The sequence below is a fragment of the Parerythrobacter jejuensis genome, from assembly GCF_039536765.1.
GTDB lineage: Bacteria > Pseudomonadota > Alphaproteobacteria > Sphingomonadales > Sphingomonadaceae > Parerythrobacter > Parerythrobacter jejuensis.
Window position 1 is genome coordinate 1 of sequence record NZ_BAAAZF010000001.1, and the last position, 12434, is coordinate 12434.

General features: G+C 58.9%; 14 protein-coding genes. 6 read left to right on the forward strand and 8 right to left on the reverse strand.

Translation table 11 applies throughout. The annotated features are described in order from the left end of the window. Position 1: 1 nt before the first annotated feature. Together ABD653_RS00005 and soxR are read right to left on the reverse strand one after the other, a co-directional pair. Positions 2-838 (reverse strand): formylglycine-generating enzyme family protein, encoded by an 837-nt coding sequence (locus tag ABD653_RS00005; protein ID WP_160779274.1) that lies wholly within the window; start codon positions 836-838, stop codon positions 2-4. 70 nt (positions 839-908) lie between these two features. Next, positions 909-1352: a redox-sensitive transcriptional activator SoxR gene (gene soxR / locus ABD653_RS00010; protein ID WP_160779275.1), complete on the reverse strand. Its 444-nt coding sequence runs from the start codon at positions 1350-1352 to the stop codon at positions 909-911. Between the two features lie 138 nt (positions 1353-1490). Here soxR and ABD653_RS00015 point away from each other — a divergent pair, with 138 nt between their 5' ends. From ABD653_RS00015 to ABD653_RS00025, 3 genes are all read left to right on the forward strand, one after another. Continuing rightward, positions 1491-1874, forward strand: coding sequence for a VOC family protein (locus ABD653_RS00015; RefSeq protein ID WP_160779276.1), 384 nt, complete (start codon positions 1491-1493; stop codon positions 1872-1874). A gap of 202 nt (positions 1875-2076) precedes the next feature. Next, positions 2077-3219: an Acg family FMN-binding oxidoreductase gene (locus ABD653_RS00020; protein WP_160779277.1), complete on the forward strand. Its 1143-nt coding sequence runs from the start codon at positions 2077-2079 to the stop codon at positions 3217-3219. Then, entirely contained in the window at positions 3212-3658 is a 447-nt protein-coding gene (locus tag ABD653_RS00025) for a MarR family winged helix-turn-helix transcriptional regulator (RefSeq protein WP_160779278.1), read from the forward strand. Before ABD653_RS00020 ends, ABD653_RS00025 begins: the two co-directional genes overlap by 8 nt. Positions 3659-3839: 181 nt before the next feature. On the opposite strand, the gene ABD653_RS00030 is transcribed toward ABD653_RS00025, so the two are convergent. Together ABD653_RS00030 and ABD653_RS00035 are read right to left on the reverse strand one after the other, a co-directional pair. Further along, entirely contained in the window at positions 3840-4397 is a 558-nt protein-coding gene (locus ABD653_RS00030; protein ID WP_160780409.1) for a nucleotidyltransferase family protein, read from the reverse strand. Positions 4398-4460: 63 nt separating this feature from the next. Then, on the reverse strand, positions 4461-5030 hold the full coding sequence (locus ABD653_RS00035) for a P-loop nucleotide/nucleoside kinase family protein (protein WP_160779279.1): 570 nt from the start codon (positions 5028-5030) through the stop codon (positions 4461-4463). A 511-nt stretch (positions 5031-5541) separates the two neighbouring features. On the opposite strand from ABD653_RS00035, the gene ABD653_RS00040 reads away from it, so the two are divergent. Further along, positions 5542-7167, forward strand: a complete 1626-nt coding sequence (locus ABD653_RS00040) for a lysine--tRNA ligase (protein ID WP_160779280.1) — start codon at positions 5542-5544, stop codon at positions 7165-7167. 6 nt (positions 7168-7173) lie between these two features. On the opposite strand, the gene ABD653_RS00045 is transcribed toward ABD653_RS00040, so the two are convergent. Next, positions 7174-7842, reverse strand: coding sequence for a prolyl hydroxylase family protein (locus ABD653_RS00045; protein WP_160779281.1), 669 nt, complete (start codon positions 7840-7842; stop codon positions 7174-7176). Positions 7843-7912: 70 nt separating this feature from the next. Between ABD653_RS00045 and ABD653_RS00050 the strand changes: the two genes are divergently transcribed. Next, positions 7913-8464 carry a cytochrome b gene (locus ABD653_RS00050; protein WP_160779282.1) on the forward strand — a complete coding sequence of 184 codons (552 nt, stop codon included), beginning with the start codon at positions 7913-7915 and terminating at the stop codon, positions 8462-8464. A gap of 108 nt (positions 8465-8572) precedes the next feature. Here ABD653_RS00050 and ABD653_RS00055 read toward each other — a convergent pair whose 3' ends face one another. Then, positions 8573-9640, reverse strand: a complete 1068-nt coding sequence (locus ABD653_RS00055; protein ID WP_160779283.1) for an RcnB family protein — start codon at positions 9638-9640, stop codon at positions 8573-8575. A gap of 184 nt (positions 9641-9824) precedes the next feature. Here ABD653_RS00055 and ABD653_RS00060 point away from each other — a divergent pair, with 184 nt between their 5' ends. Continuing rightward, the gene (locus ABD653_RS00060) at positions 9825-10403 is read left to right on the forward strand and encodes a PNPOx family protein (protein ID WP_160779284.1); all 579 of its coding nucleotides are present in this window, start codon (positions 9825-9827) and stop codon (positions 10401-10403) included. A 271-nt stretch (positions 10404-10674) separates the two neighbouring features. Here ABD653_RS00060 and ABD653_RS00065 read toward each other — a convergent pair whose 3' ends face one another. Continuing rightward, positions 10675-11229 (reverse strand): hypothetical protein, encoded by a 555-nt coding sequence (locus ABD653_RS00065; RefSeq protein WP_160779285.1) that lies wholly within the window; start codon positions 11227-11229, stop codon positions 10675-10677. A gap of 385 nt (positions 11230-11614) precedes the next feature. Beyond that, positions 11615-12343 (reverse strand): hypothetical protein, encoded by a 729-nt coding sequence (locus tag ABD653_RS00070; protein ID WP_160779286.1) that lies wholly within the window; start codon positions 12341-12343, stop codon positions 11615-11617. Positions 12344-12434 lie beyond the last annotated feature (91 nt).

The following is a 12434-nucleotide window of genomic DNA, read 5'->3' on the forward strand; positions in this document are numbered from 1 at the left end:
CTCATTCACCGTTTCTCACAATTCTGAAACCGACGTCTTGTGGTAGGTTCACGAACCGCTTCGAGGCGAATGCCATGAACCCATCTTCAGCAACGAGATCGAAGACGCCGCCGCCGAGAATGACAGCCACCTGGCATTCCTGGCTACTGGCTACGCGAAGACAAGTCGGGGGCCCAGGCTCCCAAGTGCTCGTATATTCTGCCACGTTACCGACAATATCGTAGAGACCGCGCTCACTAGGAGCGAAACTTCCTACGGGGAGTAGGAAACTGTGAATCGATGGTGTGCGCCCTCCAACCCAAGAATGAGCTACGTTAAATTTGCGCAGCGGAGCCGGGTCGAAGTGCTCAAAGACCACGGCATTATCCCATCCTAGCTCTTCCCCCCACGGGAACTTGCGTTGCGCGGCCGGCTTGGCGAAAGCGCGCCACTCTTCCGCCGTGGGAAGACGATACCCGCCTTGCGTTCTGCCATTTAGCCAGTCCAGATAGCAGTTGAACTCGATTGGGGAGATATGCGTCACCGGCAGATCGCTGGAGGGAACGCTGGCAACTTGACTAGGCAAAGGGCACTGCGATTGCTCGACACTAAAATTGTACTCGCGCCATGTTAGCTCATGTGTTGCTACGAGAATGGAGTCGCCGTTTTCTAGCGTCACTCGCCTCATTTCTGGACACTCATCGCAGTCCTTTTCGACCAAGCCGAGCACGCTGGATGCTGCTGGTGCCTCTCCGCGCGCTATTGGGCTGGGTTGCTCTGCATCGCGTAACTCCTGAGCCTGAGGCGCGTCGAATGAAAGCGTTGAGAGAATTGTGAACAAGAGAAGATAGAGGCGCATACGATGTCGGCTAACAGGCTGCTCTTACACTGTCATTAATGTCCGAAATTGCCTCCAAGCTGACCTTCTCCTATCCACCCAGCACCTGTCTTGGCCCTGGTCCTTGGGCCGCCAGTTTGTCGGCCGGGTTGTAAATCCCGCAGGTCTTCAGGCTGAGGCAGCCGCAGCCGATGCAGCCGTCGAGCCGTTTGCGAGCGCGCTCGAGCTCGGCAATGCGCGCATCCAGGTCGGCCCGGATGGCGGTGCTGATCTGTTTCCAGTCGCGTGCGGTCGGGTTGCGGCCCTGCGGCAAGCGCGCAAGCTGATCCTCGATCTGGCCCAGTGACAATCCCAGACGCTGTGCAATCAGGATAAAGCTGAACCGCCTGATCTCACCGCGCAAGAATCGCCGTTGGTTGCCGTTTGTGCGCAAGGAGCTGATCAGTCCCTTATCCTCGTAGTAACGGATCGCCGAGACCGAGAGGCCGGTGCGGCGGGCAAGTTCCCCGATCGGGAGAAGGTCGTTCTTGTGCATGACTCTGTGTAGGTCAGAAATATCTTGACCTCAAGTTAAGTTGAGGTTGCACAAAACTGGCACGACGATTCGATTTCGGTCGGTCGGGGCAGCGGGAAGCCGCCCGCGCACCGGCCATGAAAGACAAGGAGTGCGACCATGCCCAAAGGATATCTCGAACACGCCAACATCTCGGTCACGGAGCCGGAGCGACTGGCGAATTTGCTCAAGGACATGCTGGGCTGGGTGGAACGCTGGCGCGGGCCGAGCCAGAAGTATGGCCGGACGATCCATATCGGCAGCACGGTTGAGAACGGGGCAGACTACCTCGCAATCTATACTGGGGATCATGTGAAGGGCGGCTACACCAAGGGCCTGCCGCTCAATCATCTGGCCTTTGTAGTGGATGATCTGGAAGCTGCCGAGGCGGTAGTCAAAGCTGCCGGGCTCGAGCCGTTCGGGCATGACGATTACGATCCGGGCCGCCGGTTCTATTTCTTCGACTGGGACGGGATTGAGTTCGAGATGGTGACCTATGAATGAGCCGATCCTGAAAGAGGGGCTGTTCGCCCGCGATATTCCTCGATCGAAGCGGGCTCCGCCGCCGAAGGATCGGCTCCAGGATCAGCCCGTGATCCCGGTATGGATCTGGAGGGCGTTGCGACCTTTCGCCTAGCAAGCTCTTGACGCTCGCCTTGTCTCTAGATAGTTAGACAACTAACCAAATGATAATGAGGCGAGCAAGATGGTAAGCAGACGGAAGTTTCTGGCAATTGGTGGAGCGGGTGCGCTCGTGGTGTTGGGTGCGGGAGCCTACTCGCTGCTCACCCCATCCATGTCGCGGGCGCGTGAACCGTGGCGCAAGGCGGGGCAGGGGTTTGGCGATCCGCGGCTCAATGCGCTCTCTTTCGCCATCCTCGCCCCCAATCCGCACAATCGCCAGCCGTGGGAGTTCACGCTGGTAGGCGAAGACGCAATTGATGTGCGGATCGATCTCGACAAGCGCCTGCCCGAAACCGACCCTTTCAATCGCCAGATTACTATCGGCTTCGGCTGTATGATCGAGCTGTTGCGGATTGCGGCGGCCCAGCAAGGGTTTGACGCGCAGATTGATCCGTTCCCGGATGGTGAAGGGCAACCGCTGCTCGATGCTGGCCGGATCGCACGCATCCGCCTTGTCCCTGGTGGAGTGAGGCCCGATCCGCTGTTTGAAAGCATACTCGCGCGTCGTTCGGTGAAGGAACCCTATGCCGATCGCCCGGTCAGCAATGCCGATCTTGCGCCGCTTATTGCTGGCTTGCCAGAGCCGGTGCAGGGTGGGGCAACCGGTGTGCCCGAACGTGTCACCGCTCTGCGTGAGAACGCCATGCGGGCCTGGACCATCGAGTATGAAACCGATGCCACCCGCCGCGAAAGCATCGATTTGATGCGGATCGGCAATGATGCTGCCGTGGCCCGGCCCGACGGTATCGACCTTGCCGGCCCGGTGATGAGCGCTGGCCATGCTGTGGGCCTTGTGACGAAGGATGCGCTCGATACGCCCGGCACCACTGCTTTTGAGTCCGGCTATGACATGTATCAATCGATGATCGACGCCACGCCTGCTTTCGTCTGGCTGACCACGCAAACCAACACGCGCACCGACCAATTGGCGGCGGGCGCGGCATGGGTGCGGCTTAACCTGGCGGCAACCCAAGCTGGCTTGGCGGTGCATCCATGGAGCCAGGCCTTGCAGGAATTCCCCGAAATGGCGGGCCCCTACAAGGAAATTCACAGCCTGCTTGCACCAGAGGGCGGCACGGTGCAGATGTTTGCCCGCGCCGGATTTGGGCCGGCCGTCGATGCCAGCCCGCGCTGGCCCCTGGAGGCGAAATTGACCGATGCCTGATACGCCTGCAGACAATCCGGTCTACCAGCTGTTCAACGAAATCGGCATTATCAGCCAGCTTTCCAGCGCCGCCTTCCGTGAAGTCCTTCCGCGCCCGCTCAATGAAGCAATGTTCGGCGTGCTCAACCATTTTTGCCGCCTGGGAGATGGGAAATCCCCCAGCTATCTGGCCGAGGCTTTCCAGGTCGCCCGCCCGAGTATGACGGCCACGCTGGACAAGCTGGAGCGTGCCGGACTGGTGCGGATCGAAGCGCACCCGAGCGATGCGCGCGGCAAACTGGTTTTCATCACCGATGCCGGCCGCGCTGCACGTGAAGAGGCCGTGGCGGCAGTGGTGCCGCTCTTCGCAGATATCGCCCCGGTGCTGGGAACTCTTGATACGGATCAACTACTGCGCGACCTGGCGACTTTGCGGAAGGCACTCGACCAGGCGCGTTAGGCCGGTGGTCGCACTGTCAGGATCAAGTCGCAGTCCTCATCCAGCCACGGTCCAAGACTCTCAGAGCAAAGTCCGTGTGTTCGGATTGGGAGAAAACTAAAGCGGCGTCATCCAGATTGGCTCCGCTATCGAGCCACTTTCTTCCATCATCTGATGGCCGTATCTGAGGGTGAGAGCGGGCCTATGATGCTTCGCATTTGAGCATCGGCCACTTTCTGCGCCATGCCTTGCTGCGCACCCTTTCTTCAAAGATGGATCGCTTCTGAACGGTGAACTTTATGGTTGGACGAAGAACCAGACCGATCAGGTCGTCTAAACCCAATGGCGAAGCTATTTCACATTCGTCTGAGCATACACGTTTCGCCGCAACGGCTGTCGCCGTCTCTGGCCAGTGTCGCATTGCATCAGTCGCAGACTGGTAAGGTGCGTCACCGTTCCGGATGTGCATCCTAGCCTGGTTTTTGACTGACCAATCAATAGTTGGCTCGGTGGTGTGGAGCGTGTGTTCAATGGCGCGGTCGCGAGCCGGATCGGAACAGTTGCGGTCAAACCAAACAACGTCCACGTCGCCTAGTACGGGGCTTTCCGAGCGCTTGTGAAGTGAATCCCACACTGCATTTCTGACAAAGCCAGCGGCAATCCAGCAATCAGGAAGATCCAGCTCCGCAACCACTCCCAGCAAGTGCCAACGAAAAGCATCGTTTCTGAGTATAGCGGCAACATGCATGGCATGGTCCATCAAGCGATCCCCTGCCATTTTCGTGGCTCTGCTGCGTTAGATTCTGATGGAAGCATCATTTCCTCACAAGATCCTTGGCCAAACGAGCAGCGCTCGGACTTCTTCAGCGGCCTCGTCGACCAAGGCATCAATGTCAGTGAGGTCGCTTGTATCGATTGTTACGCAAGGCAAGGTCCCAAGGGGGCCAAACGCGGCGAGTTCAGCAAACTGCTGCACCAAAGTATCATGCCTCAAAGCATCGTTGTGACCGGGATGTCGCTTTCGTTTAGCAAACCGTTCTTGAGCCACCGTCGGATCGCATCTGCAATGTAGCTCGACGACTGGTGATTGAAGTTCGGTAAGCCAGTTTGTGGCGGTTCCATACGACACTGGCTGACCAATGGGTCTCCAAAACGAGACCAGCACGCCGTGCGACTGAGCTTTTGCCCTTTGCTCGAACACGAGGTCACTCAATCTGCTTAGCTTTTGCCTGCGAATCAAATCAACATCTTCATACTTCTCGAATTCAGCTTCAAGAAGATCGTCCTTGTCTAAGCATGGCCAGCAAAAACGCTCAGCCAATGCTCGACCAATCGCCGTTTTACCCGACGCGGGCATACCTGAAAGCAACACAAATCCCTTTTGCTTCATCATGCAAACATGGAGGAAGCGAGTCCCTTTGCGAAGTCCAAAATTGGGTCGTGCGCTGAAGGTCTGGTTTGGTCGCCTGGATGAATTGAAGCCGACAGTCAGGAGGCGGCCCAAGAGAAATCGAAAATCGTAATAAACCGAGCGTCCGTTGTCCAAACAACCCCGGATTATGACCCCGCAAGACCCTGCGCCAGCAGTCTTTCCTACTCCGTGGAAATCTGCCTTACCCTGCTGGATGGGCAAGCATCGCTATCGGCAATCAAGTGGTCGCGTAGGCATAAGGAATGGTCATGATATCGAAGCCCTGCGTAAAAATTGGCTTCGAACCTAAGGCCATGCAGGGCGCAAAGCTCCATCTTGCTGGAAAGTCACAGTTTCCTTTCCCTCGGATCATGCAACCTGCTGAAATGCAAGCAAGTCCTCCAAAAGTCACACTCTTCCAAACCGCAATGGGTGTTCCAGATCACCTCTTCGCGCTTGCAACATACGCGGCTGTGCGCAAGAGGCTGTGCGCATGAGCATGCAAGACCTGATTGACGCCGCACGAACCTCCAAGGCCTGGCCTTTCCAGGAGGCGCAGCGGCTGCTCAAACGCTATCCCGATGGCACCAAGCCTGACGGTTCGCCCGTGCTGTTCGAAACCGGCTACGGCCCCAGCGGCCTGCCGCATATCGGCACTTTCCAGGAAGTGCTGCGCACCACGCTGGTGCGGCGTGCGTTCGAGGCGATGATCGGGGCGAAGCCCGAAGACGGCAAGACGCGACTGGTCGCCTTCAGTGACGATATGGACGGGTTCCGCAAGGTGCCGACGAACCTGCCGAACCAGGAAATGCTGGCGAAGCACCTTCACAAGCCGTTGAGCCGGATTCCCGACCCCTTCGATGCCGGGCACGAAAGCTTCGCCCATCACAACAATACCAAGTTGCGCGAGTTTCTCGACCGGTTCGGGTTTGACTATGAATTCGTGGCCGCGAGTGACCGCTATAATGCCGGCGACTTCGACGATGCGCTGAGGAATGTGCTGGCGCACAACCAGGATATTCTCGACATCATGCTGCCGACCTTGCGGGCCGAGCGCGCGGCGACCTATTCGCCGATTATGCCGATCTCCCCCACTACCGGCCACGTATTGCAAGTGCCGGTGGAGGTCGTCGATGCGGCGGCAGGCACGGTGCGCTTCACCGATGAAGACGGCAGCGTGATTGAACAATCCGCGCTGGGCGGCATGGCCAAGCTGCAATGGAAAGTCGATTTCGCCATGCGCTGGGTCGCGCTGGGCGTCGATTACGAGATGTACGGCAAGGATCTGACCGATACGGGCGTGCAGTCGGGCAAGATTGCCAAGGTGCTGGGCGGACGCAAGCCGGACGGGTTGATCTACGAGCTGTTCCTCGACGAGAATGGCGAGAAGATTTCCAAGTCTAAAGGCAATGGCCTGACGATCGAGCAATGGCTCGACTATGGCAGCGAAGAGAGCCTGGGTTTCTACATCTTCCCCAATCCCAAGAGCGCCAAGCAGCTGCATGTTGGCGTGATCCCGCGCGCGGTCGATGATTATTGGCAGCACCGGGAACGGCTATCTGAGCAACCGCTCGACAAGCAATTGGGCAATCCAGCCTGGCATTTGCTGCGCGCCAATGGCGGGTTCGAAGAGGCAGAGGCTCCTGGTGCGGGGGACACGTTGCCGGTCACCTATGGCTTGCTGCTCAATCTGGCGAGCGTGCTGGGCGCGGAGGCAACCGAAGCAAATCTGGCGGAGTATCTCGACACCTATCTTGGCGATACGAAGCGCGGACCGGAGCTCGACCGGCTGATTGCAGCGGCGGTCAATTACACCCGCGATTACATCGTGCCGACGCTGAACAAGCGGGCGCCAGCTGCGAACGAGGCGGACGCATTGCGGGCTCTGGATGCGTATCTGCAAGGTGCCGCAACGGATGCTTCTGCGGAGGATCTGCAGACCGAAGTATACGAGATCGGCAAGCGCGAAGAGTACGGGTTCGAGAATTTGCGCGACTGGTTCAAGGCGCTTTACCAGACACTGCTTGGCAGTGATCAGGGTCCGCGGATGGGCAGCTTCATCAAGCTTTACGGCATTGAAAACAGTCGCAAATTGATCGCAGAGGCGCTCGCTCGCTAAGCCGGGTCAGCCCCATTTGCGGGTGCGATACCAGCGGGTGATGACATATTTCACTCCCTGATCGACCGGGGTGCCGGCGTGGAGTGTGTCTTCGTTGGGAATGCCCTCCACAGTGGCGTTGTTCCAGGCGAGGAGAACACCGGGCTTAGGCTCGATATTGATACCGACATTGGTGAAGTTGGTCGCCCCGCCAGCTTCGACATGGTTGAGGAACAGCATCGCGGTCCAGCTTCGCTGCCCGCCATTCTTGCGCTCGCGTTCCCAATACTCCTCGGTGGGGTAGAAATAGTCGTGGTGAGGTTTGAATTGTTGCCCGGGCAGATAACGCTGGCCCTGAATCGTCTCACCCAGCTTACCCGGCAGGCCAAGCGCATCATCCATTCGCCGGCTGATACCTTGCACGAACTGGTCGTGGCTGTCGAAATTGCCTGAATAGGAGGTCCGAAACCCGTCTTTGTAAGTGCCTTCATACAAAGTACTCGGCTGCGCGACGACATCGATCATCATCATCAGCTTCTTGCATTCGCTGGCACTCAGGAATTCGCCGATCGCGTAGATCTCCGCCTTGTCCGTGGGAACTTTGTAAGCCTTCGGGTCCGCGTCCAGGCGCTTGCGCACTGATTTGCCAACGCGGGCGAGGGCGTCCTTGTCTGGAGTCATCGTCGAAGTCGTCATGCGCGCAAATCTAGCACCGGCCCGCGCGCCCTGCTAGATGGTGAAGCCGGGTTTTGAGGAGAGATTGGCTATGACCGTGACGGGACGAAGCAAATATTCGACCGGGGCAATGATATTCCATTGGGTAATCGCGGTCGCTGTGATCGTGAACTGGCGCTTCGCGGAGGCGGCAGAGCATGCTGCAACGCGGGAATTGGCAGCACCGATCTGGGCCAATCACAAGGCATTGGGCATAACGATCCTGGTGCTGACTCTGGCTCGTCTCGCCTGGCGACTTACACACAAGGTGCCACCATTGCCTGACACGATGAAGAGCTGGGAACGCGTACTTTCGCGCACGGTGCATGTGATCTTCTATGCCATGCTGATCGGCCTGCCGATCGGGGGCTGGCTTGGCAGTTCCTATTTCGGAGGAGGCGTAGATGTGTTTGGTCTGTTCTCCTTGCCCGCGCTTCCGGTAGGCGAGAACCCCGATGCAGGCAAAGCGATCTTCGGCTTCCATAGCACTGGCGGCGAGATCCTGATTTACCTGATCGGACTCCATATTCTCGGCGCGCTCAAACACACTTTCATCGACAAGTCCGGCGGGCTTTCGCGGATGTTGCCCTTCGGCAAGGGCTAAACCGCGATTCCCATGTAGGAAACCCCCACCCCGGCATGGCCCGGGCGGGGGTTTCGTGCGCCGGGGCAGACCCCCATCGGCCCGGCGCAGAATGCTGCAGGATGTGCGTTACCAGAAGAAGTCGTAGATCACGTCGACGGTCTGGCCGGTATAGATATTTACCAGCAGCACATCGTCGTAATACCGGACCCAGCGATAGGGGCCGTAAACTTCCGGCAGGCGGTAGCTCCACGGATCGTTGATCCAGTAGCGGCTGCCGAAGAACACGCTGTCGAGGAAGAACCCGACATTGATGCGGTTGTACCGGTGATAGCGATAGGGTGCGTAATAGCGGCCAAGGCGATAGCTGTTGCGGTAGGCCCGGCGGTGGTTGCGCCAGTTATACCGGCGATTGTCGCGCCAGCGGCGGTTCCACTTGCGATAGTCACCCCGGCGATAATCGCGGCTACGGTCATAGCGCCGGTCGTTCCGATAGCCACGCCGGTCATTCCGGTAATTGCGGCGCGCATCCCGGTATCCGTCACGGCGGCCGTTCCGGTACCCGTCCCGACGAGCGCCACGAACATCACGGCGAGCGTCACGCCTGGCATCCCTGCGGGCATCCTGGCGGAAATCGCGCCTCGCGTCCCGGCGGTCGGCCCTGCGATCTGCACGGCGTACGTCACGACGTGCATCCTGGCGCACGTCTCTGCGGGTCTCGCGACGATCCGCGCGCTGATTGAAGCGCCGATCGACCTGGCGATCGACAGTGCGGCGTTCCTGGCGGTTCGCGCGCTGGGTCAGCTGGCGGTTGGCGCGATTGACGCGGTCGCCACCACCACGGCGAAAGGTCTCGCGGCGGTTCTCGCGCGCGACTTCACGCCGGATCTGCTGGCGTGCTGCTGGACGTTCTGTCTGGCGTCGCTCTTGGCGGACCTGGCGGCGTTCCTGCCGTGCGGGCATGGCGCGCTGCTGGCCGCGTCGTTGCTGGCGGGCTTCCTGGCGCTGGCCGCGATTGCCACGGCGGGCTTCGCGGCGTTCACCGCGATTCTGCCGAGCTTGCTGCCGGTCACCCCGATCACGCTCTGCGCGCTGGGTATCGGCCGCCTCCGAAGCCTGCGCGGGCAGCGCAGTGAAGGCAAGTGCCGCGGCCAGGGCAGACAGGCCGCTAGCCTCGAGTAGTTGCTTGATCGTCATGATCGGTTTCCCTTCCTGTTGCCGCGCTGCCCACCATTGCGGCTCTAACGATGAGTCGATGGGTAGGGGCGGCCAAGTGACCGGAAACTGAACCGGCCTGTATGGTTGCTGTTAATGTTCGTATAGAGAAAGCTGAATGAACTGGAGCTTGACGAGATGACGTCATGACGCACAAGGGGCGGCCATGAGCGAAACGCCCCAATCCCTCGACGACATCCGCACCGACATCGACCGCAGACTGGTGCGCGGTGCGCGCAAATGGCGCGACGCGATGCATGATGCGGTGGTGGCAACCACCGATGCCGATGCACGGGTCATGATCCTGCGCGCTTACGATACCGCCACGCGCACGCTGCGTTTCCATACCGACATTCGTAGCCCGAAAGCGCAAGTGATCGGAAGCGGCGCACCGGTGGGTGTGCTGTTTTATGACAAGGGCGCGAAGATCCAGATCCGCTGCAAAGGGCAGGGCCGGATCGAGCGCGATGGCGGGGTGGCCGATGCAGCCTGGGAGAGCAGCACCAACTTCGCCAAGCGGTGTTATCTGGGAGAAGGGCCTGGCGCGATTTCGGATGTGGCGACCTCGGGCCTGCCGGACTGGGCCGAGGGGCTGGAGCCAACCCCCGAGCAAGTCGCGCCAGGGCGGGAGAACTTCGCGGTGCTGCTGGTGGAGGCGCGCCATTTCGACTGGCTCTACCTTGCGCATACCGGCCACATGCGGGCGCAGTTTGAAGGTGGTACAGCGCGTTGGGCGACGCCGTAAGCGGAACGCGAACTGCGTTTTCGAAAAGTGTGACTTTTCACGCGAGGCGAGGATTTCCGCGGGTTTGCGAAGTCCTTGCGATGCGCAGGTGTGACTTTCCGCGAGGGTGACGGCCCATGGTGTCGGCACGATATTGCCAATGGCAGGTGAGGGTGAATAGGTCATCCCGGCGAAGCTAGCGGGAGCAGCCAGAGTAGGACAGCGCGCGGATATCGATCCAGCGCTGTCGTCATTCCGTGCAGACTATCGGGCCCGCAGCCCGCTCCCTTCGTCAGCTATCCCCGACGGGCCATTCCACCAGTTTGAGGCCGGCTAGCTTGCTGCGCGCCTCGGCAGCATCACGGGTTTCGTGAAATTCGACGGTCCCCTGCAGGGCGCCCATCTTGATCTGTGCATCGAGCAGGACACATTCGCCCGCTCCCACACTGACTGTATGGTCTGAGGCGGTGCCCTTGGTCTGGCTGCCCATCAACGCTGCGACGGTGTGCTCGCCTGGCTCCACATCGGCCTTGACGAAGCGGCCTGTGCGGAATTGCGTGTTCAGGTGATTATCGATGGTGACATTCATGCCCTGCTGGCCTGCGATAAAGCCCTTGCGCATCACATAGATGGCGCCTTTGCCATCATCAGCGGTGAACCGTCGCGCTTCCGCCGCAACGCTCTCCTCCGCCTCGCTCCCGCCTTTGTTCCGCATCAGAACGATAGCGATATAGGCGATGACGGGAATGAGGAGCAGCAGGCCGAATGTCGGGTAACTGATCCCGATGATGCCGCCAATGACGATAGCGATCCCGATCAGAATCCAATTGCGTGTTTGCGTGTCCATGATGTGCGCTCCCCGTGGCTTCTTGTGGTGAGGGTTTTGCGCGCGTCCTTGCCAATTGGCAATGCCGTGTCATGTCGTGCCGCCGTGATTGGGATCGCGCGGGCCCGAGTGGTGTCAGCGATATTGCCGGGGAAGGTTGGGGATGCGATCCCCTCGGCCCCGAGCCATACGAAGAGAATGTGGTCGGAGGTGTTGGGCATGTTTGCAGACTTGGCACTAGCGCCACCCACTCCACCACCCGTCATCCCGGCCCCCGAGCCGGGATCCCGCTTTCTTCGAGCGCTGCGCAGGAAGAAGCGGGACCCCGGATCAAGTCCGGGGTGACGGTAAATTTGGTATACTGTCCCCGGAATTCCCCCCGGAATTCGGTCCGCCTGACTTCCGACTAGTGAACCCAGCTGTCCCTTATCTTCTTGAGCATCACGCGAGCGCTTCCCCAATTTCGCTTCTTTGCGAATCTTTCGATGGCCTCGTAAGCCCATCCCTCCCAATAGTTGCCTGTTCTTCGCACCAACAAGATGAAAATACGTTCTGCAATGGGAACACTTCCTTCCCTAAATTGCATCATCTTGTGCGTGCGGAGGGAGTTTCCCCATCGCTTTTCTCTCCCTCGCTCGCGTATTGAAGCCGCGTCCGTAGCGGTCCTTTCCTCTACATATTCGAACTTTCCAATCTCTGGCGCTGGATCGAATGTTGCGTAGAAAGGAGGGAGATAGCCGAGAAATGAGCGAACAGAATCAGCACTGTGAAAATGGAGGAGGTCAGCCTCGCCATCCTGTAACTGGGCTCGCGCAACCGAAATGTTCCCGTCAACTACAATTCTTTCATTGAACCCGACGAATGACCATTCCCTAAGCTTTCCATCTTGAAAGGTAACAACGACATCAGTGCCATCGTCATCCGCATAAGACACCAAGAAACTACCCCCTACAGATTTTCCTAGCATAGCTGCGAAGATTGCTATCGGCCGTCCCATCGCGTTACCAAGTTTTTCATTAGCGAATGAGCGAACGAGGGAGTCGAAATCGCCGATTTCGAAGTATAATGGGATACCGAAAGATTCTGGTCTTGCGACCCAATCAGGGTATTCGCACTGGCAATTCTCGCCGGTCATAAAATCGAGACGATAGTGAGAATCGTCGTTAGCCTTAAAGAGTCTCCAACCAATCTCCTCAGGTAATGACTGCAGGCCAGAAAGGTCACAG